This is a genomic window from Janibacter endophyticus (assembly GCF_016888335.1).
Taxonomy (GTDB): Bacteria; Actinomycetota; Actinomycetes; order Actinomycetales; family Dermatophilaceae; genus Marihabitans; species Marihabitans endophyticum.
In genome coordinates this window covers 950,651-972,718 of record NZ_JAFEJG010000004.1, presented here as the reverse complement: position 1 = coordinate 972,718, position 22,068 = coordinate 950,651, and the positions used below count along the sequence as shown (strand labels likewise).

Annotated in this window: 21 protein-coding genes; 2 read left to right on the top strand and 19 right to left on the bottom strand. The window is 66.4% G+C overall.

Annotated features, from left to right (window positions below; all coding sequences use genetic code 11):
* Positions 1-16 precede the first annotated feature (16 nt).
* Entirely contained in the window at positions 17-913 is an 897-nt protein-coding gene (locus JNO54_RS04710) for an SDR family oxidoreductase (RefSeq protein WP_204142856.1), read from the top strand.
* A 104-nt stretch (positions 914-1,017) separates the two neighbouring features.
* Here the strand turns inward: JNO54_RS04710 and JNO54_RS04705 are convergent, their stop codons facing one another.
* The 17 genes from JNO54_RS04705 to JNO54_RS04625 form a co-directional block, all read right to left on the bottom strand.
* Positions 1,018-1,977, bottom strand: coding sequence for a phosphotransferase family protein (locus JNO54_RS04705; RefSeq protein WP_204142855.1), 960 nt, complete (start codon positions 1,975-1,977; stop codon positions 1,018-1,020).
* Between the two features lie 69 nt (positions 1,978-2,046).
* Positions 2,047-2,874 (bottom strand): enoyl-CoA hydratase/isomerase family protein, encoded by an 828-nt coding sequence (locus JNO54_RS04700; protein WP_204142854.1) that lies wholly within the window; start codon positions 2,872-2,874, stop codon positions 2,047-2,049.
* 5 nt (positions 2,875-2,879) lie between these two features.
* A complete protein-coding gene (locus tag JNO54_RS04695; protein WP_204142853.1) occupies positions 2,880-3,686 on the bottom strand; it encodes an enoyl-CoA hydratase/isomerase family protein in 807 nt (268 codons plus the stop codon).
* Positions 3,683-4,909, bottom strand: coding sequence for a CaiB/BaiF CoA transferase family protein (locus JNO54_RS04690; protein ID WP_204142852.1), 1,227 nt, complete (start codon positions 4,907-4,909; stop codon positions 3,683-3,685). Before JNO54_RS04690 ends, JNO54_RS04695 begins: the two co-directional genes overlap by 4 nt.
* Complete coding sequence (locus tag JNO54_RS04685; protein ID WP_204142851.1) at positions 4,906-5,607, bottom strand: ABC transporter ATP-binding protein; 702 nt, start codon at positions 5,605-5,607, stop codon at positions 4,906-4,908. Before JNO54_RS04685 ends, JNO54_RS04690 begins: the two co-directional genes overlap by 4 nt.
* Positions 5,604-6,305 carry an ABC transporter ATP-binding protein gene (locus JNO54_RS04680; RefSeq protein ID WP_204144552.1) on the bottom strand — a complete coding sequence of 234 codons (702 nt, stop codon included), beginning with the start codon at positions 6,303-6,305 and terminating at the stop codon, positions 5,604-5,606. Before JNO54_RS04680 ends, JNO54_RS04685 begins: the two co-directional genes overlap by 4 nt.
* Positions 6,302-7,345 carry a branched-chain amino acid ABC transporter permease gene (locus JNO54_RS04675; protein WP_204142850.1) on the bottom strand — a complete coding sequence of 348 codons (1,044 nt, stop codon included), beginning with the start codon at positions 7,343-7,345 and terminating at the stop codon, positions 6,302-6,304. The genes JNO54_RS04680 and JNO54_RS04675 overlap by 4 nt, the downstream gene beginning before the upstream one ends.
* Before the next feature lie 97 nt (positions 7,346-7,442).
* Entirely contained in the window at positions 7,443-8,294 is an 852-nt protein-coding gene (locus tag JNO54_RS04670) for a branched-chain amino acid ABC transporter permease (RefSeq protein WP_204142849.1), read from the bottom strand.
* Positions 8,295-8,375: 81 nt separating this feature from the next.
* Entirely contained in the window at positions 8,376-9,608 is a 1,233-nt protein-coding gene (locus JNO54_RS04665; RefSeq protein WP_204142848.1) for an ABC transporter substrate-binding protein, read from the bottom strand.
* 178 nt (positions 9,609-9,786) lie between these two features.
* Complete coding sequence (locus JNO54_RS04660) at positions 9,787-10,584, bottom strand: enoyl-CoA hydratase/isomerase family protein (RefSeq protein WP_307818064.1); 798 nt, start codon at positions 10,582-10,584, stop codon at positions 9,787-9,789.
* 53 nt (positions 10,585-10,637) lie between these two features.
* The gene (locus JNO54_RS04655) at positions 10,638-11,387 is read right to left on the bottom strand and encodes an SDR family NAD(P)-dependent oxidoreductase (protein ID WP_204142847.1); all 750 of its coding nucleotides are present in this window, start codon (positions 11,385-11,387) and stop codon (positions 10,638-10,640) included.
* A 48-nt stretch (positions 11,388-11,435) separates the two neighbouring features.
* Positions 11,436-12,350 (bottom strand): hydroxymethylglutaryl-CoA lyase, encoded by a 915-nt coding sequence (locus JNO54_RS04650; RefSeq protein ID WP_204142846.1) that lies wholly within the window; start codon positions 12,348-12,350, stop codon positions 11,436-11,438.
* A 46-nt stretch (positions 12,351-12,396) separates the two neighbouring features.
* Positions 12,397-13,644 carry an acetyl-CoA hydrolase/transferase family protein gene (locus tag JNO54_RS04645; protein WP_204142845.1) on the bottom strand — a complete coding sequence of 416 codons (1,248 nt, stop codon included), beginning with the start codon at positions 13,642-13,644 and terminating at the stop codon, positions 12,397-12,399.
* Positions 13,644-14,840: a thiolase family protein gene (locus JNO54_RS04640; RefSeq protein ID WP_204142844.1), complete on the bottom strand. Its 1,197-nt coding sequence runs from the start codon at positions 14,838-14,840 to the stop codon at positions 13,644-13,646. The genes JNO54_RS04645 and JNO54_RS04640 overlap by 1 nt, the downstream gene beginning before the upstream one ends.
* A gap of 1 nt (position 14,841) precedes the next feature.
* Entirely contained in the window at positions 14,842-15,594 is a 753-nt protein-coding gene (locus tag JNO54_RS04635; protein WP_204142843.1) for an SDR family NAD(P)-dependent oxidoreductase, read from the bottom strand.
* Complete coding sequence (locus JNO54_RS04630; protein ID WP_307818063.1) at positions 15,594-16,760, bottom strand: acyl-CoA dehydrogenase family protein; 1,167 nt, start codon at positions 16,758-16,760, stop codon at positions 15,594-15,596. Before JNO54_RS04630 ends, JNO54_RS04635 begins: the two co-directional genes overlap by 1 nt.
* Before the next feature lie 119 nt (positions 16,761-16,879).
* On the bottom strand, positions 16,880-17,965 hold the full coding sequence (locus tag JNO54_RS04625) for an acyl-CoA dehydrogenase family protein (protein ID WP_204142841.1): 1,086 nt from the start codon (positions 17,963-17,965) through the stop codon (positions 16,880-16,882).
* Positions 17,966-18,045: 80 nt separating this feature from the next.
* Between JNO54_RS04625 and JNO54_RS04620 the strand changes: the two genes are divergently transcribed.
* Positions 18,046-18,813: a FadR/GntR family transcriptional regulator gene (locus tag JNO54_RS04620; RefSeq protein ID WP_204142840.1), complete on the top strand. Its 768-nt coding sequence runs from the start codon at positions 18,046-18,048 to the stop codon at positions 18,811-18,813.
* Positions 18,814-18,839: 26 nt separating this feature from the next.
* Here JNO54_RS04620 and JNO54_RS04615 read toward each other — a convergent pair whose 3' ends face one another.
* Positions 18,840-20,834 carry an AMP-binding protein gene (locus JNO54_RS04615; RefSeq protein WP_204142839.1) on the bottom strand — a complete coding sequence of 665 codons (1,995 nt, stop codon included), beginning with the start codon at positions 20,832-20,834 and terminating at the stop codon, positions 18,840-18,842.
* Positions 20,835-20,836: 2 nt separating this feature from the next.
* On the bottom strand, positions 20,837-22,012 hold the full coding sequence (locus JNO54_RS04610; protein WP_204142838.1) for an acyl-CoA dehydrogenase family protein: 1,176 nt from the start codon (positions 22,010-22,012) through the stop codon (positions 20,837-20,839).
* Between the last annotated feature and the right edge of the window lie 56 nt (positions 22,013-22,068).

The window sequence follows — 22,068 nt, the reverse complement described above, 5'->3', positions numbered from 1 at the left end:
CGACAGGAGACCGTCAATGACGACGAGCCCGTTCACCCAGCAGTCGCTCGAAGGCAAGCGCATCCTCATCACCGGGGGTGGAACCGGGCTTGGGCGCGGCGTCGCCGCCCATCTGGCCGCTCACGGGGCCCAGGTCCATCTCTGGGGTCGGCGCCCGGCAGTCCTCGAGGAGGCCGCGACCGAGGCCGCCGACGGGCGCGATGGGGCGGTGCACTTCCAGACCGTCGATGTCCGACAGTACGACCTCGTCGACGCCGCGATCCAGGAGATCTGGGACGAGTACGGCCCCCTCACGGGAGTCATCAACAACGCTGCTGCGAACTTCATCGCTCCCACCGAGTCGCTGAGCGCCCGCGCGTACGAAGCTGTCTCATCCACAGTCATGGACGGGTCCTTCAACACCACACACGCTGCGGGCAAGCGCTGGATCGAGCAGGGCCTCAAGGGGTCGGTGCTCTCGACCCTCACCACGTGGGTGTGGACCGGCTCCGCCTTCGTCGTGCCGTCCGCGATGGGCAAGGCGGCAGTGCATGCCATGACGATGTCCTTGGCGGCCGAGTGGGGTCGCCATGGCATCCGCATCAACGCAGTCGCCCCGGGTCCGATCCCGACCGACTATGCCTGGGACATGCTCAACCCGACCGACAAGTCCTCCTCGGGTGCGACCCAGGCAGAGGCTGTTCCGATGCAGCGTATGGGCACGATCGAGGAGCTCGCGAACCTCACGATCTTCCTCATGTCTGACGCGTGCGACTACCTCACCGGACAGACCATTGCCATGGACGGCGGGCAGATGCTCGCAGGTCCGGGCACCTTCGCCAGCCTGACCTCGATGTCCCCGGAAGACTGGGCTGAGGCTCGGGCGAAGAGCCAGGCCGCCAGCGAAGCGGCGAAGGCCCAGCGGGGCGTCTGAGCCTCGTCGGTAGGTTGTGGGCGCATAACCGCGCCAAGCCAAGCACGAAGGGTGGTTGCCGATGACGGCAACCACCCTTCGTTCGTCTGCACCAGACGACTGCGTCAGAGCCCAGCGGCTCTGTGGGCAGCTGTTAGGAACTCCTCAACATGGGTGCCGTCGGCGTAGTAGTCGTCCCCGCCGCCATTGACGGCGCGCCGCCGACCGTACTCGTACAGGACGGCCAACTTCCACAGGGCCATCGCCTCGTACCACTGCAGGTCACTGAGGTCGGCACCTGTGTGCTCCGCATAGCGCTTCGCAAGGTCGTCACGGGTGGGCCAGCCGTCCTCGAGCATCGCAAGTCCGAGCGCCTCGGTCGGCGTCCTTCCTCCGTCCTCCTCGGGGATCGAGGTGAGGAAGTACGCAAGATCGCAGAGTGGGTCGCCGACAGTGGCCAGCTCCCAGTCCAGGACCGCGCGAACCCGACCGGGCCGCTTCTCGTCGAGGATGACGTTGCCGAGCCGGAAGTCGTTGTGGATGATCGCGTCGCCCGACTCGCCCGGCACGTTCTCCTTGAGCCATGCATCGATGGCGGCAAACTCTGGCGGGGGGTTGCCGTCGTCGTCGACGATGAGGGCTCCCATCCGCCGCACGTGGCGCGCGTTGAACCCTTCGGGCTTGCCGATGTCGCCCAGCCCAGCTGCTCGCCAGTCGACCTGATGGAGAGCAGCCAGGGTGTCCACGAGTGCTTCGCCGAGCTGACGACGAGTCGCCGGGTCGGCTAGGGCAGTCGGCGTCTCCGTAGTGGCGACCGGTCCAGGTACGTAGGTCATGACGTAAAACCCGACGTCCAGCACCTCTCCCTCGGGCACCTTGGCGAGAACTCTTGCTACCGGGACATCGGTGTCGTGCAGAGCATCGAGGAGCCGCGCCTCACGGAGCATGTCGTGCGCACCTGGTGGTGTGGGAGGGGGCGGAGGTCGACGTACGACGACCTGCTTCCCTTCTGTATCCGTGACCAAGAACGTGAGGTTGCTGTGCCCGTCGCCGATCGGCCGTGACGTGACCTGGCCGACGGTCACACCGCGCTCCTCCAGGTATGACGACAGGCCGCCGAGCTGCTCAGGGGTCCAGTCCCACATGGAGTCTGATCACTCCCCCGTGAAGACGGGGTCGCGCTTCTCCAGGAAGGCTGCAAGGGCTTCGGGCATGTCCGCGGTGCGGGTCATCAACGCCTGGCCACGGTTCTCCAGCTCGAGGGCAGCCGCGTAGGACACGTTCTCCTGGTTGCGCTGCATCGCGGTCTTGCTGAGCCGGACACCGCCCGGACTGTTCCTGCAGATCTGCTCGGCAAGCGCGACGGCCTCGTCCATGAGCGACTCAGCGGGGTGCACGTGGTTGAGGAGGCCGATCCTCAGCGACTCCTCAGCATCGACCATCCGTGCCGTGTAGCAGATCTCAGCAGCACGGGCAGGACCGATAAGCCTGGTGAGGTTGTAGGAGGTCCCGAGCTCACCGGCGGAGAGACCCACCTTGACGAAGGCGGCACTGAACTTCGTTCGTGGATCACCGAGCCGGATGTCCGCCGCGAGTGCGAGCGCCAATCCCCCACCGGTAGCCGGTCCGTGGATGGCGGCGATCACCGGGAACGGCAGGAAGCGAAGGGCCTGGATCCCCCCGGTGGCGGTCTCTTGAAACTTGAGGAACTCGCGAACGCCCATTGTCGTGATGACGTTGATCTCGTCGAGGTCGAAGCCAGCACAAAACACCTTGTCGCCGGCACCCCGCAAGATGAGGGCGCGAGCGTCGGTGTCCCGCAGCGCCCTCGCAGCCAGGCCGAACTCGGTGAACATCCGCACCGTGTTGGAGTTCATGCGGTCAGGCCGGTTGATCGTCAGCACCACGATCTTGCCGGGCAGCACGTCGATCGTCAGCGTCTCGAGGCCGGGGTCCGTGTAGTTCGTCAGTGACTCGGTCATCTGGATCAGGCTCCTGTGAACTTCGGGGCGCGCTTCTCAAGGAAGGCGGCGAGCGACTCGGGCATGTCCGGGCTGCGGGTGAGCAGCGCCTGGCCTCGGTTCTCCAGCTCGATGGCTGCGGCGTACGAGGCAACCTCTTGGTTCGCCATGAGCGCCCTCTTGGACAGCTGGACTCCGCCAGGGCTGTTGGCGCAGATGAGAGCGGCCATCGCCAGGCACTCGTCCATGAGAGCGTCAGCGCCGACGACCTTGTTGACCAGGCCGATCCGCTCGGCCTCTTCCGCGTCGACAAGGGCGCCGGTGAAAGCGATCTCGTTGGCCACGGCCGGACCCACGAGACGCGGCAGCAACCACGAGACACCCAGGTCGCCCGCAGTGAGGCCGATCCTCACAAACGCTGCGTTGAACTTCGCCGAGGGAGACGCGATCCGGATGTCCGCGGCCAGAGCCAGTGAGAAGCCACCTCCGGCGGCTGGCCCGTTCACAGCGGCGATCACCGGAACCCGCATGCTTCTGAACGCAAGCAGAGCGCGCGCAGCGAGCTCCTGCTGGCTGAGCATCCCGAGCGCGCCGAGCGAAGGGAGGTTCTTGGCGTCATCGAGATCGAAGCCCGCACAGAACGCTCGGCCAGCGCCGGTGAGGATGACGACGCGCAGGTCGTCCTCGTCGTTCAGAGCCCAGGCAATCTCCTCGATCTCGCGGAACATCGTGTTGTTCTGAGCATTGAGCTTGTCGGGCCGGTCAAGGGTGACGACGGCGACCCCGTCGACCGGTCGGTCGATGCGGATCGTCTCTAGGTTGAGCTCGGTCATGATGTGGCTCCATCCTTCGAGGTGGGCTCGGACTGAGTCAGGTTCTCTTCGCTGCGGTCTGCGATCGCTCCGGTGGCGAGCCAGCCCTCCACACGTCCAGGGTCGATGCCCCAGTCGTGCAGCGAAGGGATGGTGTGCGCACCGGGCAGTGGTGGTGGCATGTCAACGGTGGCAGCGGTCCGACTGAACTTCGGGACCGGCGCGGGCTGGGCAAGCCCGTCGACGGTGACGAAGGCGCCCCGGGCCACGTGCTGCGGATGGCTGGGGACCTCGTCGAGGGCCAGGACAGGGCTCAGGCACGGGGTACGGCCCTCCGCGAGGTCGACCCACTCGTCGCGGGTTCGCTGCCGGACTGCGTCGGCAAAGATCTCCTTCATCCGAGGCCACTGCGCCTGGTCGTTCTGGTCGGGCAGGTCGCTGGGCAGGGCGAGCAGATCGATGAGGTCGGCATAGAAGTGCGGCTCCATCGCCCCGACGGAGATGTACCTCCCGTCTGCGCACTCGTACGCGTCGTAGAAGGGGGCACCCGTGTCGACGACGTTGGTACCGCGTTCAAGGTTCCATGTCCCGCTCTGGGCGAAGCCGTAGAACGCGGTCGCCAGGACTGCTGCACCCTCGGTCATCGCCACGTCCACGACCTGGCCCTTCCCAGACTGTTGTCGTTCCCAGAGCGCCGCGAGGATGCCCATGACGAGGAAGAGTCCACCCCCGCCGAAGTCCCCGACGAGGCTCAGGGGGACGACCGGGGCTCCTCCCCGCCGTCCGATGAGTGAGAGCACGCCCGAGAGCGCGACGTAGTTGATGTCGTGCCCCACCTCCTGTGCCATCGGGCCGTCCTGACCGTAGCCGGTCATCCGGCCGTAGATGATGCCCGGGTTGCGTTCGATGCAAGCCTCAGGCCCGATGCCGAGGCGTTCTGCAACACCCGGCCGGAACCCTTCGAAGATCACGTCGGCGCGCTCAACGAGGTCAAGTACGACCTCCGCGCCATCGGGATTCTTGAGGTCCACTGCGATCGAGCGGCGACCACGGTTGAGCAGCTCGGCGCGATTGTCCGCGTTCGGTCCCACGAGACCGTGTCCCGTGGTGCGATCGACGCGCACGACGTCGGCGCCGAGGTCCGACAGCAGCATCGCTGCGAAGGGCCCTGGCCCAAGTCCTCCGATCTCGATCACCCGCAGGCCGACGAGCGGACCGGTCCGGTGGACGTCGTCGGTCCTCACAGTGCAATGACCTCCTGCACCTCACGGGTGGCCAGCTCTTCGACCGGGCCGGAGAGCACCAGCTCACCCTGCTGCAGCGCCAGGTAGCGCTCTGCGACCTTCTGGATCATGCCGATGTGCTGCTCGACGAGGAGCAACGCAGTCCCCGTCTCTTTGATAGCGAGGAACGCCTCGGTCAGCTGGTCGATGATGACCGGGGCCAACCCCTCGGTCGGCTCGTCAAGCATGAGCAGGGTGGGTTCGGCGAGGAGCGCGCGCCCGATGGCCAGCATCTGCTGCTCACCGCCGCTCAGACCGGTGCCGTGGCGGTCCTTGCCCTTGGCCAAGTTCGGGAGCAGCTCGTAGACCCTCCCCAGCGTCCAGGTGCCCTCACGCCGGGACGCCCGTCCGAGCAGGAGGTTCTCCTCGACGGTGAGGTTGGGGAAGATCCGCTTGCCCTGCGGCACGAGGGAGACGCCGTGAGTAGCCGGCAGGTACTTGGCCCGCCCGAGCGCCTTTCCGTTGACGAGGATTCGGCCCTGCACGTTGGGGACGCCATAGACCGACATCAAGGCAGTCGTCTTGCCCGCGCCGTTCCGGCCGACGAGGCCCACTGTCTCCCCTGCGTGAATCTCGAAGGACACGTCCTGCAGGACACGCGCACCCTCGTACGACGCGCTGACATTCTCGAAGGCCAAGACTGGGGTCGAGTCACTCATGCTGCACTCCCGAGGTAGGCCCGGATGACGTCTGGGTGGGCACGAACCTCTGCCGGGTCACCAGATGCGAGGACCTCACCGAGGTTGAGCACGGTGACCTCGTCACACGTGCGGAAGACTCCGTCGACGTCGTGCTCCACGAGCAGTGCTGCGACCTCACGCTCACGGGCGATCTCCTTGACGTGCCCGAGCATCCGGACTGATTCGTCCTCGACCAGGCCGGCACACGGCTCGTCGAGCAGGATGACCTTCGGGTCCCCCACGAGGGCCAGCGCGAGGTCGACCGATCGCTGGGTGCCGTAGGCGATCTCGGAGCACACGCGGTGCATGACCGGACCCAGCCCCAGGGTGTCGACGATCGAGCTGAGGTCCTTCTCCCCCGTCTGCTTGGCGACCATCTCGAGCTGGTGCTGGACCGTCATCGAGTTGAAGACACTCGTCCGCTGGAACGACCGGGCGATGCCCTGCCTGCGACGCCACCGAGGATTGCGCTTGGTGATGTCCTCCCCCTGGAAGGTCACGGTGCCGCTGGTGAGCTTGGCGCGCCCCGACAGACCGTCGATGAAAGTCGACTTGCCGGCGCCGTTGGGACCGATCACGCCATGGACGCGGCCGGGGGTGAGGGCGATGTCGACGTCCGTCAGGGCCTTGACGGCCCCGTACCGGACAGACACCCCCTTGCCTTCGAAGATGCTCATCCGGTCATTCCCTTCTCCCTTGAGGTCTCGCTCGGTCCGCCGTCGGCCGTACGATCGGGCTCCGAGCCCGACGACTCGCGGCGACGACGAGGCAGCAGCTTCCGGATGACCTTGTCGATGCTGCCGAAGATGCCCCCAGGCAGGAACATGAGGATGAGGACCAGGGCGGTCCCGGTGTAGAGGTGCAGGTTCCCCGAGGTGTTGAAGCGTGCCTGGGCAAAGATGTAGACGATGGCACCCAGGATCGGTCCGAGGAGGATGCCGAGCCCTCCGACGATCGCCGCTGTCAGGGCGTCACCAGCCTTGACGAAGCTCAGCAGCTCGGGGCTGACGTAGCTGGCGTTGAGCGCGAAGAGCGCACCACCGATCGAGGCGACGAACCCGCTGACGACGAAGGCGATGAGCCGCGGGACGAAGGTGTCGAACCCAGAGAAGCGCATGCGCTCCTCGTTCTCCCGGATCCCCTCGAGCATCGTCCCGAAGCTGGAGCGGCCGATGAGCCACATCAGTACGGCGCACGCGATAAGAGCGGACCACGCGACCGGCCAGAAGAGCGCCGCGTTCATCAGCGAAGCACGGTCGAGGCCTAGGAAGGACGCGCCAGAGGCGTAGGTGATCTGCAGACCGTCGTAGGCGCCAGTCCATGGCGCGGCAGCCCGCTGTGTGGAGAACTGGTACAGCGCCTGGCCGAGGGCGAGCGTGAGCATGAGGAAGCCCATGCCCGTGGCACGGACGACGAGGAGGCCCATGATCAACGCGATGAGGGTGCCGATGGCTACAGCCACCACGAACGCGACGGGCGGGCTCATCTCCCACCGAGTGATCGCGATCCCAACTGCATATGCAGCGCCACCGAAGAAGGCCGTGTGTCCGAGACTGATCAGACCGAGGTGACGCGCGAGGAAGCCGATCGACAGGGCCAGGATCGCGAGGATCACACCGTCGAGCAACAGCCCCATGTAGTAGCGAGATGAAACGACATAGGGCACCACGAGGCCAGCAGCAAGGATGGCGACCCCTAGCCCAAGGCCGACAGCCATGTGCCGATGACGGGCCTTCGCGCCAAGACGGGTCTGAGCTGCCGACGGCCTCGCGAACTGAGTCTGCGGCTCGTGGGTCTGTGGTTCGGTGGTCATCTCACACCCGCTTTCCGGCGATGCCCTGAGGCCGCCACAGCAAGACGACGACGAGCGCCGCGTAGGGCACTAGGACGGATAGGCTCGGCGCCCAGATCGAGCCGACGGTCTGGACCACGCCCAGACCCATGCCGGCGATCATCGCGCCACCGATCGACCCCTGGCCGCCGACAACGACGACGATGAGGACGACGATGAGGATGGTGGTGCCCATCGCTGGGTACACGGACACGTAGGGGGCCGCAAGCGTGCCCGCCAGACCCGCTAGCCCGGCACCGAGGCAGACGACCATCAGCGAGACTCGGTCGACGTTGATACCTAGGATGCCGGAGGTCTCGACGTCATGGCTCGCGGCCCTGACGTGCAGGCCGGACGTCGTGCGGTTGAGCCACCACCCGAGGGCGAGTGCGAGGGCGATCGCTACCGCGATCACGGCCAGTCGGTACGTCGGGTAGCCCGTGCCGAAAACATTGGTGGTGCCCTCGAGCAGCGCGGGGGGGGCCACTGAGTGCGTCTCCTCCCCCCAGATGAGCACCACCGCACGCTCGAAGATCATGGCCAGCCCGAAGGTGATCAGGCCGACCTCGATGTGGTTGCGGTGCTGCAGACGCCGGAAGAAGACCAGCTCGAGCACCGCTCCGATGATGGCGAGCCCGATCGGCGCGACGACGAGGGCGAACCAGAAGGACGTTGCCTTCGCAACCGAGAAGGCGATGTAGGCGCCTGCCATGTAGAGCGCGCCGTGGGCAAAGTTCGTCACCCCGCGTAGTCCGAAAATCATCGCGAGTCCCGAGCTGAGGATCATCAGCAGCGAGCCGAAGGCGATGCCGTTAAGCAGTTGAGTCAGGTCCACCGTTGCCTCCTCTGACCGAGGCGGCCGTCCCGGAGGACGGCCACCGCGGGCCTGGCGTTGGTCAGGTCAGGTCAGGTCAGGTCAGAGCTTGCAGGCCGGGTCGGGCTCGCCGGCGACGTCCTCGCCGGACGCTTCGTGGATGATCTCCCAGCCCAGGCCGCCGACGCCCTCATCGTCCTTGACGATCTGCCCCAGGTACGACGGGCGGATGAGCTGGTGGTCGGCGCCCCGCATCGTGACCTCACCGACGATGCTGTCGAATGAGAGGTCGTTGAGCGCCTCCTTGACCTTCTCCGGGTCGTCGGTGCCTGCCTTCTTGATGCCCTCGAAGAGGGTCTGCGCGGCCAGGTAGGTGTCTGCGATGACGTAGTACGGCTTCTTGCCGTCGTGCTTCGCGGCGAAGTCCTCGACGAACTTCTTGTTGAGCTCGTTGTCGGCCTTCTGGTCGTAGCCGAGGTTGTTGTAGAAGCCGTCGACCTTGCTCCCCAGAGCCTCGAAGAGCGGCTCCGAGACCATGTTGAAGCCGAGAACCACGTCGTACTTCTCGCCCAGCTTGAACTGACTCATCTGGTTGACGAAGGCGACACCGTCGGCGCCGTACTCGACCGCGAAGAGACCCTTGCTGTCGGAGTTGCGCAACTTGGAGATGTAGGTGCCGAACTCGGTGGTGTTGAGAGGGGCGAACTGCTCGACGTTGACCTTGTTGCCGGCCTCGTCCGCAGACTTCTTGAACATCTCCGCCGAGTTGTGGCCTGTGGCGTAGTCGACGGCCTGGATGTCCCAGGAGTCGGCCGGCAGCTTGGACACGCTCTCGCCGACGGCGCGCATGTCCATGCTCGTGGACTGGACGACACGGAATGCATTGGCGTTGCAGTCCTTGCCGGTCAACGCGTCGTCCTTGCCGAGGCTGTTGAAGGACAGGACCCCGAGACCCTCAAGCTGAGCGTTGAGGGCTCCGTGCTCGGTGGAGGTCATGACTCCCCCGATGAACTTCGCGTCCTTCTGGTTGACGGCCTCACGGACGGCCCGGAGCGTGGTGGCGGGCGTGGCGTCGGTGTCCATCTTGATGAGCTCGACCTTGCGGCCGTCGATGCCGCCCGCCTCGTTGACCTCGTCGGCGGCAAACTGCCACGCGTCGGCGGCGTCACTGCCGAACTGAGCGAGGGCTCCGCTGCTCGGGGGGATGATCGCGATCTTGATGGGCTGGTCGCTGTCGGGCCCGGAGCCCTCGCTGGCGCTGTCGGGCGTCCCGCAGGCGACGAGGGCGAGCCCCGCGACGGAGCAAATAGTCAGGGCAGAGAGTCGGATGCGCATCGTTGGACACCTTCGTTTGTGGAGGCCGATTCGGCCGTCACTTCGTCGTGACCCCTGAAGCATCTAACTGTTGGACCAAAAAGTCCAACCCCCCATTGGGTGGAGCTTTACCTCACCCGATGGGGGGATGAGCTGGAGGGCGTCACCCTCGGGGTGACGCCCTCCGACCATGCACGGATCACGCGAAGTTGGGGCGGCGCTTCTCGATGAACGCGGTGAGGCCTTCCGCAGCCTCTCCATCGTCGAAGAGCTCCTGCTCCTGAGACACCTCATACCGGAAGCCCTCATCGATCGCCATGTCGAAGGAGGCATCAACCGTGCGAACGATTGCTCGCAGAGCCGGCATAGACATGGAGCAGAGCTCCTTGGCTAGCCGGACCGCTGCGTCCTTGGCAGCGCCGGGGTCGACGAGCCGATCCACCAGCCCCATCGTCTGCGCCTCGTCCGCCGGGACCTGGCGTGCGGTGAGCATGATGTCCAGCGCCCGCCCCCGTCCCACCACGCGAGGCAGGCGTTGAGTTCCGCCGGCCCCTGGGATCAGGCCGAGCTTCACCTCGGGCAGTCCTAGCCGCGCCTCGCGCCCCGCGACACGCATGTGGCAGGCAAGCGCGAGCTCAAGCCCACCTCCGAGAGCAAGCCCATCCACGGCAGCGACTGTGATCCACCGGTCCGACGCGAGACGGTCGAGCACACCCCGGAGCATGTCCCCGTACGCGGTGAACGACTCCGAGTCGATGCCGTTCATGTGCTTGATGTCGGCACCGGCGGCGAAAACTCCCGGCAGGCTGGAGGATACGACGACGACCTTGATGCGGCCGTGCCGCTCAGCCTCGTCGAGCGCCGCGCCGATCCCCGCACAGATCGAAGGACCCAGCGCGTTGGCCGGCCCTCGCTTGAGGTCAAGGACCATGACTTGGTCGTCGGCGATCTCCCAGCCGACGGCATCGGCAGCTTCCTCAGCTGTCACATCAACCACTGTTTCTCCTCTGCTCGGTTGCTGTCGTGATCTGGTGGGCCGTTTGGACACGCTCACGCCATCGTCAGGCCACCGCTGACGGACAGGGTCTGCCCTGTGACGAAACCCGCGCCGTCAGACGCGAAGAAGGCCACCGCGGGTCCCACGTCTGCAGGAGTGCCCAACCGCTTCATCGGCACCGCCCGGGTCATCCCGGCAATGACCTTGTCGGCATCCTGGCCAGAGCCCTCGGTGAAGGCACGCAGGGCCGGGGTGTCGGTCGGTCCCGGACACACCGTGTTGCACGTGACGCCCTTGGTGGCCACCTCGCGCGCCAGCGTCTTGGTGAAGGCGATGATTCCACCCTTCGCTCCGGAGTAGACCGCCTCCAGGGACGATCCGACACGGCCAGCGTCTGATCCGATGTTGATGACGCGACCGAAGCCGCGCTCGATCATGCCGGGGACGGTGGCCTGGATGACACGCAGGTGACCCTTGTAGTTGATGTCAACGATCTTGTCCCAGAAGTCCTCGTTCGTCTTGACGAACGGCATGAAGTCGTCCCAACCGGCATTGTTGACGACGACCTCGATGGGGCCGAGCTTCTCCTCCACCTCGGCGACGGCGGTCTTCACCGACTCGGTGTCGGTGACATCCATCCGGACGGCGATCGCCCCGCTCCCGATCTCCTCAGCGGTCTTGGTCGCGACCTCGAGGTTGAGATCGGCGATGGCGACCTTGTGGCCCTCGGCAGCGAGTGACTCGACGATGCCCCGGCCGATGCCCTGGGCCCCTCCGGTGACGATGGCGACGCGTGCAGTCATGGCTTCTCCTGTGGTTGTGTGTTGTGCTTGCTACGGTGGCGGGTCACGTCAGTTGTTCCAGGTGACTGGTCCAGCGATGATCGAGTGGCTGGTCAACGTACGACCCAGGACGGCCTGCGCCTCACGAGCGGCATCGATGACCTTGCCGAGGTCGAGGCCGGTATCAACCCCCATCTCGTGGAACATGCTCACGAGGTCCTCCGTGGCGATGTTCCCGGTCGACCCCGCGGGGACGGGACAACCGCCCAGCTCGCCGAAGCTGCTCTCGAAGCTGTCGCACCCCGCCTCGAGGGCGGCGTAGGCGTTGGCTAGCCCCTGTCCCCGGGTGTTGTGGAAGTGCGCGGTGACCTCCACACCGTCGAGCCGTTCCATCGCCGCGGTAAAGAAGGTGGAGGCGTAGGCGGGGTTGCACATGCCCGTGGTATCTCCAAAGCCGATCTCGTCGACACCCATCGCTTTGAACTGATCGGCGAGGGCGAGGACCCGTTCCAGCGGCACCTCACCCTCGTATGGGCAGCCGAAGGAGGTGGCGATGACCGCAGAGCAGTAGAGACCCGCTTCTTTGATCCGTCTCGCCATCTCGGCATTGTCGGCCATGGTCTCGGCGACGCTGCGACGCACATTCTTGCTGTTGTGGGTCTCCGAGGCGGACACGAAGATCACAACATCATGGAAGAGATCCCGATGCTTGAGAGCGTTCTCCAAGCCCTTGCTGTTGGGCACGAGGACCATGAGTCGGCAGTCGTCCGGCACCTCGACGCCACGGAGGACCTCGACGCCGTCCGCCAGGTTGGGGATGACGTCCGGCCGCACGAAGCTCGCGACCTCGATGCGCTTGAAGCCAGCCCTTCCGAGGCCGTTGATCAGCCGGATCTTGTCCTCGGTCGGGATGTTCTCCGGCTCGTTCTGGAAGCCGTCGCGAGGGCCGACCTCGCGGATCTTCACGCTCTGGGGGCGAGCCATGGTGGTCCTTTCGTTGACTGTAGGAAGAGTCGAAGGGATAGGGCGGTCAGTCGACCGCCGCATGGGCGAGTGCCGAGAAGGACTGGCGTTCAAGGGACTCGCGGTGCTCGGGTGCAGCAACCGCGATGAGGCGCCGAGCCCGCTCGCGCAGCGTGCACCCGGTCAGGTGCGCAACGCCATGCTCGGTGACGACGCAATCGACGTCCGCGCGCGAGGTCGTCACCGGACCGTGCACCAGGGTCGGGACGATCGTCGATGCCCCCCGCGCGGTTGAGCGCAGCGCGATGATCGAGAGTCGACCCGTCGACGAGGCCGCGCGGGCGAAGTCGGTCTGGCCCCCGAGTGCCCCGACGAGAACCGCGTCCGCGTACTCAGCCCCGACGTTGCCGGCGAGATCGACCTCGATCGCGCCGTTGACCGAGACCAGCGAGCTGAGGCGGCTCAGGATGCGCGGGTCGTGGGTGTGGCTCACAGGTCGGAACTCCAGCGAGAGGTCCGGGATGGTCGTGTACAGCTCCTCGGACCCGAGTGCGGCACCCGTGACGAGGGTGCCTGGTTCAAACTCGGCGCGGGCGCCCGTCAGCACGCCCGAGCGGATCAACGGGAGGACGGAGTCGGACACGATGCCGGTATGGAGACCGAGGTCCTTGTGATTACCGAGCGCTGCGAGTACCGCCGAGGGAAGTGTGCCGACACCGACCTGCAGCGTCGAGCCGTCATCGATGAGGGCAGCCACGTGCTGGCCGATCACCCGCTCCTCCCAGGAGCTGTCGCGCGCCGGGGTGGTGATCAGCGGTCGGTCGGTCTCGAGAGTGGCTGCGAAGCGAGAGAAGTGAATGCGTGGCGACCCGACCGTCGCCGGCATCTGCTGGTTGATCTCAGCGATGAGGGTGCGGGTCGCCGGGACGGCGTCAGCCGCGTAGTCGACCCCTGTGCCCAGAGTGACGTAGCCGTCGGCATCTGGCGGGGAGACCTGCACGAGGCCGACGTCTGCGGCGATCGCCCCGGTGCTGAAAAGACGAGGGATCGTCGAGTAGTGGCTCGGGACGATCTCGAGGCGGCCCGACCCACTGAGGGTGCGCAGCAGGCCCAGACCCCCGTAGGAGATCACGGTGAGGTCCTGGGGGAGGTTGTCGACCAGCCGACGGTTCAGGGTCATACCGACGAAGGCATCGACGGGACCGATCGCTGGCAGCTGCTCGAGCAACGCGTCGACGAGCGGTGTGGGCTCAGCGCTGGTCTGGCTCCACCAGACACCGTCACCGGCCCGAACCAGAGCCCTGAGGTCCAGCATCAGTCGACCCGCTGCACCAAGGTCGCGGTCCCCATGCCTCCGCCGCAGCACATCGTCACGAGCCCCAGCTCAGCATCCCGACGTTCCAGCTCACCGACGATCGTTGCGAGCAGGCGGCCTCCGGTCGCACCCACGGGATGGCCGAGGGCGATCGCGCCACCGTTGACATTGACCTTGCTCATATCAGCACCCAGCTCGCGCTCCCAGGCGATGACGACCGAGCTGAACGCCTCGTTGACCTCGAAGAGGTCGATGTCGGCCATGCTCAGACCGTTGCGCTCAAGGATCTTCTGGGTGGCGGGGATCGGACCGGTCAGCATGATAATCGGGTCGACCCCCACCGTCGTTTGATCGACGATGCGAGCCCGGGCGCGAAGCCCGTGATCGTCCGCAGCCTCGCGCGAAGCGAGCAGCACCCCCGATGCCCCGTCGCAGAGGGGCGAGGACGATCCGGCCGTCACGCGGCCGTCCTCCCTGAATACGGTCTTCAGGCCACCGAGTGTCTCCATCGACGTCCCCGGCCGGACAGTCTGGTCACCGGCGCGCATCTCGCCGTCGAGGTCCATGGCGGTGATCTCTTCGGCGAACCTTCCGGCCTCGTGCGCCTCAGCAGCGCGTCGGTGTGACTCGACCGCGAGAGCATCCATGTCCTCCCGGCTGATACCCCACCGGTCGGCGATGAGCTCGGCACTCTCACCCTGGGTGACGAAGGAGTACTGCTCCCACATCTCGGGCGTCCACGGCTCGCCGTAAAGCTCCGAGATCTTGGCCGGGGAGTTCATGGGGACGTGCTGCATGTGCTCGACACCCGCTGCAATAACGAGGTCGTGAGTGCCCGTGCCTATGAGGCCAGCCGCGGTCTCCGCGGCGGTCTGGGCCGAACCGCACCGTCGGTCCATCGTCACGGCCGGGACCTCGGGCGGGTAACCCGCATGCAGCCACGCGTTGCGTCCGATGTTGCGTGACTGCTCTCCGAAGACCGCAGTACAGCCTACGTGGAGGTCCTCGACGTGGCCCGGCTGGACCCCGGACCGGCGAAGCAGCTCACGGTAGACCGTGGCAAGCATCTCGTTGGGGTGGACGTCCTTGAACCATCCCTTGTCGGCGTGCGACCGGCCGAAGGGGGTCCGGACGGCTTCGGTGATGAGGACCTCGCGCGCAGTCCGGGCGAAGGGGCCAGAGATCTGACGAACCATCTCAGATCACCAGCCCGCCATCGACGGGGAGGACCTGACCGGTGACGTACGACGCGGCGTCCGAGGCGAAGAATACGAAGACCGGAGCGATCTCTTCGGGCTCCGCCCAGCGGGCCATCGCTACCCGCGCCAGGTTTGCGCTGGAGAGCTTCTCGTCAGTCCGCACCTTGTGGGTCATCGCGGTCGCAGCGAGTGGCGCAACGGCGTTGACCGTCACCTTCTGACGGGCGAGCTCCTTGGCGAGGGACTTCGTAAGTCCGACGATGCCCGCCTTCGCCGCGCCGTAGTTGGCCTGACCGATGGTCCCGGTCAGGCCGGCTGCAGAGGTCACATTGATGATCCGGCCGGTGCCATCCTCGGGCAGGTGCGGCAGCACGGCCTTGCTGCAGACCCAACTGCCGATGAGGTGGATGTCGATGATGCGACGGAAGGCCTCCTCCTCCATCTTCGAGAACATCGCGGGTGCAATGGCACCTGCGTTGTTGACGAGGATGTGGACTGAGCCATCGCCCATGGCCGCGGCCTGCGTCACCGCGGCGGCTGCCTGCTCGGCACTGCGCACGTCTAGCGGAGCCGACTCGGCCCGTCCGCCAGCATCAGCAATCTCCCGTGCGACGCAAGCGGCAGCATCAGCGTCGATGTCGGTAACCAGTACGTTGGCGCCGGCCTCGGCGAACGCCCGTGCTGCAGCGGCGCCGAGTCCCGCGCCCGCGCCAGTGACGATCGCGGTGCGTCCGGTGAGGCTGAAGGTCATCAGTAGCTCCTGGGCATGCCGAGCACGTGCTCGCCGATGTAGTTGAGGATCATTTCTTGGCTCAGCGGCGCGATCCGGGTCAGGCGCGCCTCGCGGAAGTACCTGGCGACGTTGTACTCCTCGGAGTAGCCCATGCCGCCGTGGGTCTGGAGCGCTCGATCGGCGGCGTCGAAGCCGGCGTCAGCGCACAGGTACTTGGCAGTGTTCGCCTCTCGCGCGCAGGGCATGCCGTTGTCGTACAGCCACGTCGCCTTACGCAGCACGAGCTCTGCAGCATCGAGACGAGCAAGCGAGTCTGCGAGGGGGAACTGGATGCCCTGGTTCATCCCGATCGGGCGCCCGAAGACCTCTCGGTCCTGGCCGTACTTCACACCTGCCCGGAGGGCTGCTCGCCCGATGCCAAGTGCCTCCGCGGCCACGAGCATCCGTTCGGGGTTAAGCCCGTCGAGGATGTAACGGAACCCGCTTCCCTCCTCGCCAACGCGGTCCTTGGCCGGCACGCGGAGATTGTCGATGAAGAGCTCGTTAGACGTGACCGCGTTCCGTCCCATCTTGCGGATCGGTCGGATGTCGACGTGGTCTGGGTCGAGGTCGGTGAGGAAGAGCGTCAGACCGTCGGTCTTCTTGGTGACCTGGTCGAACTTGGTCGTGCGCGTCAGCAGGAGGACCTTCTCAGACTCGACCGCCTTGGAGATCCACACCTTCCGGCCGTTCACGAGGTAGTCGTCACCATCGCGCTCGGCAAAAGTGGTGATGCGCGTGGTGTCGAGCCCGGCGCCCGGCTCCGTCACCCCGAAGCAGACGTGCAGGTCACCGTTGACGATGCGCGGCAGCGTACGCGCCTTCAGATCGTCGGATCCGTGCTTGATGACGGGGTGCATGCCAAAGATGGACAGGTGCATCGAGCTCGCGCCGTTCATGCCCGCCCCGGATGCCGCGATCTCCTCGAGGACGATCGATGCCTCCGTGATCCCCATGCCATGACCGCCGAACTCCTCGGGGGTGGTGATGCCGAGCCAGCCGCCCTGGGCGAATGCGTTGTAGAACTCCGTGGGGAACTCGTGAGCCGCGTCCTTCTCCTGCCAGTACGTCTCTGGGAAGGACCCGGCAAGATCCCGGACAGCCTTGCGGATGTCCTCCTGGTCCTCGGTCAGATCGAAGTCCACAACGGCTCCTCGCTCGCACATCGGTGAGTTAACGCATCAAACCTTATATTGGTTGGACCAATATGTCCACGGGCCCGCGCAACGCAGGCCTGCCGCCGCGATCGAGGACACGGGCATCCTCACGTCGACGGCACAAGATCGAGCATCTCGGCGATCCGCTCGTTCCACTCCTCCACGGTCCCGAAGAGCGTCGCGTCGAGCTTCGCACGCTTGTAGTGCCGGTGGAGATCGTGCTCCCAGGTGTAGCCAATGGCGCCATGCATCGTGAGCGCCGAGTCAGCGGCAGCGATGCCAGAGGCGCCGATCTGCGCCTTCGCAGCACTGGCCCAAGCCAGCGCCATGTCGTTCCCCTGGTCTACGGCCGCCGCCGCGGGGAAGACCACAGAGCGCGCCGCCTCGACCCCGACGAGGATCGTGGCCGCAGCATGCTTCATCGCCTGGAAGGCTCCGATGGGCTGACCGAACTGCTCACGCTGACCGCTGTACTCGACGGCGAGGTCGAGCATCCTCTGGCTGACACCAAGCGCATCCGCGGCCACGAGGACACCAGCACGGAGGGCGCACTGCTGCAGCACTGCCGGAGCGTCGACGTCGAGCGCCTCCGCAGGCGTCGAGCCAAAGCTGACGTCCGCCGCCCGTCGGGTCCGGTCGAGGAGTGCCCGGTCCCGGAGCTCGAGGCCAGAGGCACCAGGCTCGACCAAGGCAAGGAGAACGGCGTCGCCCTGCACGGCCGGGACCACGAGCCTAGACTCGTGAGTGACACCCAGGACGAGCGACACACCCCCGTCAAGCACGCCGCCCTCCATGGACGGAAGCCGCTCCCGCCCCCTCAGGACCTGGTCTGGCGCGGACCCGGCTGGTACGGCAACGGCAACCTGAGCCCCTTCGGCCATGCCGGCGAGGAGCGCTCCTCGACCCGCGATCGCCGGCTGAGCGACCGCACCCGCCAACCAGGTCGAGCTCGGCACACCGAAGGCACCCATTGCCTCGGACAAGAGGGCAAGCTCCAGCAACCCCCCGCCGGCGCCGCCCTCGCCCTCGGGGACACCGAGCGCGGACCACCCGGCCTCGACGAAGGCCGCCGCGAACTCAGCAGGACCTTCGTCGTCCCATCGTCGGATGTCCTCCGCCCCGGCAACGTGCCGAAGCCAGCCGACGAACTCGTCACGAATCTCGCCTTGTTCTTCGGTGAGCTCCCAGCGCATGTCCTCGCCCTGCCCTTTCGGTCAGCAGTTACACTTCCTTCGAAAGATACATTAGGTCAGACCAAAAGAGGGCGCACACCATGCCGAAGAAGTCGATCACTGAGCCCCCACGGCGCTCAACGATCCAGCTCTCCCCGATGGCGGTGCCCAAGGCGTCGGACGTCCTCGCGGACGACCTGCGCGAGAAGATCCTGTCGGGTGAGTTCCCCGAGGGGACCGCCCTCCCGCCAGAGCGCGAGCTCGTCGTCCAGACCAGCATGAGCCGCACAACGGTCCGCGAAGCCCTCCGGATCCTCGAGGTCCAGGGACTGGTCCGCATAAAAGCCGGACGATCCGGCGGTGCTTTCGTGCAGCATCCGGACGAGAACTCCATGGCGGCCAGCGTCGGGCTTCTCATCCGCGGTCGCCAGATCCGGATCGACAACCTCCTCGAGACCCGGGAAGGGCTCGAGCCCTTCACTGCACGGCTTGCCGCCCGCAACCGGACCGATGACGACCTCACGACGCTGCAGGCCCTCAACGAGGAGATCGCCTCCGCCACCGACCTTGCTGCCTTCCTCGCGGCGAACGTGGAGTGGCACGTTGCCATCGCGCACGCGAGCCACAACGAGCTGCTGTCCGGCTTGCTCAAGGCGCTCGCACCTGCGATCTACTCGGCTACCGAGAACGAGGACTTCATCAACGACGAGGTCATGGCGCTGACGGTGAGGGCACATACCTCGATCATCCGAGCAATCCGCGACCAGGACGAGGCAGCGGCGGAGCGTCGCATGGCTCGACACGTGCATGACTACGCGGTGGACGTCCGCGAGCACGAGCACCGCGAGCAGGTCGAGATCGAGAGCTGACCCGACTGGCGGCGTCGCCGGCGGTCTCAGTCGTCGGCGACTGCTGCTCGGATCTCGTCGATCGCCTCAGGGTTCTCGGCACCTGCGAGGTCACCGGGGTCGATCCCGAGGGCAGCAGCCCGCACCGCCCGCCGCATGATTTTCTGCGAGCGAGTCTTGGGCAGCCGCTCCACGCGGCGGACCAGGCTCGGGGCGAAGGGCTTGCCCACCTCGCGTGCGACCATCTCACGCAGCTCCTCGGAGACGTCGGCCTCTGCATCTGGTCGAGGTACCCAGAACGCCCAGACGGCCTCGCCCTTCGTCTCATCCGGAACCCCGACCGCGGCAGCCTCCGAGACTGCGGGGTGAGTCACCAGAACCGCCTCGATCTCCGCGGGCGCGAGGCGCTTGCCGGCAACGTTCATCACGTCGTCTGAGCGGCCGCGGATAAACCACTGCCCGCCCTCGACCAGGGCATAGTCACCATGCCGCCACATGCCGGGGAAGGTCGACCAGTACGCCTCTTGGTAGCGCTCCTCGTCCTTCCACACTCCCCGAGTCATGGCCGGCCACGGCTGGCGGCAGACAAGCTCGCCAACCTCGCCGCGGATCGATGCGCCGGAGTCGTCGACCACGTCGACATCCATCCCCAGTGAGGGTCCGCCCAGGGAGCAGGAACGGATCTCCTCGACCGGATAGGGGGCTAGAAACGATCCACCGACCTCGGTCCCGCCCGAGAAGTTGATGACGGGCACCCGCCCCCCGAAGAGGTCTCGGGCGAGCCACTCGTACGAGTCTGGGTCCCACGGCTCACCGGTCGACCCGAGGGTACGTACCGACGACAGATCGGGGATTTCGGCTACCGCCTCCGTGAGGCGCAACGTGCGGATGAGCGTGGGCGACACCCCGAGCATCGTCACCCGGTGGCGCTGGACGAGCTGCCACAGCCGTCCCAGATCAGGGACATCTGGACTGCCCTCGTAGAGCAGCAGGGTCGCCCCGTTGGCGTGAGTTCCGATGATCGAGAGCGGCCCCATGATCCAGCCCATGTCGGTCACCCAGCAGAAGACGTCACCGGCGCTGACGTCGAAGGAGTACGCGACCTCGCTCGCGGTTTTCACCAGGAACCCGGCGTGCGTGTGGACCGCGCCCTTGGGCCGACCCGTCGTCCCTGATGTGTAGGCGAGGAGCAGCACGTCATCAGCACCCATCTCCGCGACCTCGCCCCCCTCGGCCGGGTCGGAGTCGATGAGATCTACCCACGAGACGACGGAGGTCCCGTGCTGCCTGACCGACTCTTCCGACGCAGCCTCAACGTTGTCGACGACCACGACCGAGGTGACGGTGGGGCAATCGACCAGCGCCTCGGCAAGCAGCGGGAGCAGTCCGAGGGTCCGTCGACGACGAACGGTCCCGTCAGCCGTCACGACCACCTTGACGTCCGCGTCCTGGAGTCTGCTGGCGATCGCAGTCGGGGCGAACCCGGAGAAGAGCGGCACGATCACGGCACCCAGCCGGGCCACGGCATATACCGTAACTGCGGCCTCCGGGATCATCGGCAGGAAGAGGGCAACCGCATCACCGCGGCGCACACCCAGCCTGCGGAGCCCGGCAGCGGCTCGGGTCACCTGCTCCTCGAGCTCGGCGTACGTCATCGAGGTGACCCTGCCGTCCTCCGTCTCGTGAACGATCGCGGCGCGACCGGCGCTGGCGGCTTCGGCCGTCCACCGCGTCAGGCACGAGTCGACGATGTTGAGCGATCCTCCGATGAACCAGTCCGGGTGCGAGATACCTCGGCCGACGTCGAGGACCTCGGAGTACGGCGCGCGGAAGCGCAGGTCGAGATCTCGGACCACGGCATCCCAGTACCAGCCCACGTCGTGGACCGAGGCCTTGCGCAGGGCCTCGATGCCGTCGATGCCGTGTGTCGAGGCCAGCCGGGTAACGTTGGCGCGCTCCACCTGTTCGGGCGTCGGACGCCAGGTGTAGACGGGCTCTTCCGACGCATCGATCCCGGTGGTCGGGCTCGGGGGGTGGTTCATGATCAACTCCTGGGCATGCCGAGGATTCGTTCGGCGACGATGTTGCGCTGGATGAAGGTCGATCCGCCGGCGATGGCGGTCCCGCGAGCCTGGTAGGCGAGCCGGAGCCACTTGGAGCCCTCGCGGTCTGGGTCGTCGAGTGCGAGCTGTCCGCCCAGCTCCTGCAGCGAGAGCGCATAGTCGGACAGGTCCTCGACGAGCGGGCAGAAGTACAGCTTGCCGATCGATGTCACCGGCCCGGGGGGCCCGTCGCTCGAGGCGAGGGTGACCACACGCTGACCGATGAGCTGGTGGATGAGAGCGCGGCCATAGAGGTCGGCCACTGTCTGCCGAACCACCGCCTGGCCACCGAGCGGCTGCCCGTCAAGCCCTGTCGCCTCCCTGACCTCGGCCACGATCTCGTCAACGGCCCGCTTCGTATTCACGCGGCCTGTGGCGATGGCGACGCGTTCGAAGGCAAGAGTCCCCATGGCGACTCCCCAGCCACCATCCACGTCCCCGACGACCATGCCGTCAGGGATGAAGACATCGTCCAGGAAGACCTCGTTGAACTCGGCCTCTCCGAGCATATGGGCGAGCGGACGCACGGTGAGGCCCTCGGCCGTCATCGGGACGAGGAAGTAGGTGATGCCCTTGTGCCTTGGCCCACCCCCGGTCCTGGCGAGCAGGATCGCATGATCGGCAATGTGGGCCCGCGACGTCCAGATCTTCTGGCCCGTGACCCTGAACCCGCCTTCGACCTTGGTAGCCCGGGTGCGCAGTGAGGCCAGGTCCGACCCTGCATCAGGCTCCGAGAACAGTTGGCACCAGATCTCTTCCCCGGTGAGGATCGGCCGCAGGAACCGCGACTTCTGCTCGTCGGTCCCGAAGGCCGCGATCGTGGGGCCAGCGAAGTCCTCGCCGATGGTGTTGAGCCTCTCAGGGGCTCCGGCGGCGTCCAGCTCCTCGGTCAGGATGGCGCGCAGGCCTTCGTCCGCCCCTTGCCCGCCGTACTCTCGAGACCAGGTGAGCCCCGCATAACCGGCGTCGTGCAGCTCACGCTGCCACTGCTGCCAGTAAGGCTTCTTCTCCACTAGCCCCACCGGCTCGGGGCCGGGCAGGGTCGGCAGCGTCTGCTCGAGCCAGGAACGCAACTCCTGACGGAACTCGGACTGCTCCGGGTCGTCACGCAGGTCCACGAGGACCTCCTTTCGAGAGTGCCTGAATGATACTATAGGTCAGACCAAATAGGAGG

Excerpts from the sequence above, each read along its gene's own strand:
- JNO54_RS04710 (WP_204142856.1), top strand. The coding sequence starts at position 17 with ATGACGACGAGCCCGTTCACCCAGCAGTCGCTCGAAGGCAAGCGCATC.
- JNO54_RS04700 (WP_204142854.1), bottom strand. The coding sequence starts at position 2,874 with ATGACCGAGTCACTGACGAACTACACGGACCCCGGCCTCGAGACGCTG.
- JNO54_RS04695 (WP_204142853.1), bottom strand. The coding sequence starts at position 3,686 with ATGACCGAGCTCAACCTAGAGACGATCCGCATCGACCGACCGGTCGAC.
- JNO54_RS04685 (WP_204142851.1), bottom strand. The coding sequence starts at position 5,607 with ATGAGTGACTCGACCCCAGTCTTGGCCTTCGAGAATGTCAGCGCGTCG.
- JNO54_RS04680 (WP_204144552.1), bottom strand. The coding sequence starts at position 6,305 with ATGAGCATCTTCGAAGGCAAGGGGGTGTCTGTCCGGTACGGGGCCGTC.
- JNO54_RS04675 (WP_204142850.1), bottom strand. The coding sequence starts at position 7,345 with ATGGCTGTCGGCCTTGGGCTAGGGGTCGCCATCCTTGCTGCTGGCCTC.
- JNO54_RS04665 (WP_204142848.1), bottom strand. The coding sequence starts at position 9,608 with ATGCGCATCCGACTCTCTGCCCTGACTATTTGCTCCGTCGCGGGGCTC.
- JNO54_RS04655 (WP_204142847.1), bottom strand. The coding sequence starts at position 11,387 with ATGACTGCACGCGTCGCCATCGTCACCGGAGGGGCCCAGGGCATCGGC.
- JNO54_RS04650 (WP_204142846.1), bottom strand. The coding sequence starts at position 12,350 with ATGGCTCGCCCCCAGAGCGTGAAGATCCGCGAGGTCGGCCCTCGCGAC.
- JNO54_RS04645 (WP_204142845.1), bottom strand. The coding sequence starts at position 13,644 with ATGCTGGACCTCAGGGCTCTGGTTCGGGCCGGTGACGGTGTCTGGTGG.
- JNO54_RS04640 (WP_204142844.1), bottom strand. The coding sequence starts at position 14,840 with ATGGTTCGTCAGATCTCTGGCCCCTTCGCCCGGACTGCGCGCGAGGTC.
- JNO54_RS04635 (WP_204142843.1), bottom strand. The coding sequence starts at position 15,594 with ATGACCTTCAGCCTCACCGGACGCACCGCGATCGTCACTGGCGCGGGC.
- JNO54_RS04625 (WP_204142841.1), bottom strand. The coding sequence starts at position 17,965 with ATGCGCTGGGAGCTCACCGAAGAACAAGGCGAGATTCGTGACGAGTTC.
- JNO54_RS04620 (WP_204142840.1), top strand. The coding sequence starts at position 18,046 with ATGCCGAAGAAGTCGATCACTGAGCCCCCACGGCGCTCAACGATCCAG.
- JNO54_RS04615 (WP_204142839.1), bottom strand. The coding sequence starts at position 20,834 with ATGAACCACCCCCCGAGCCCGACCACCGGGATCGATGCGTCGGAAGAG.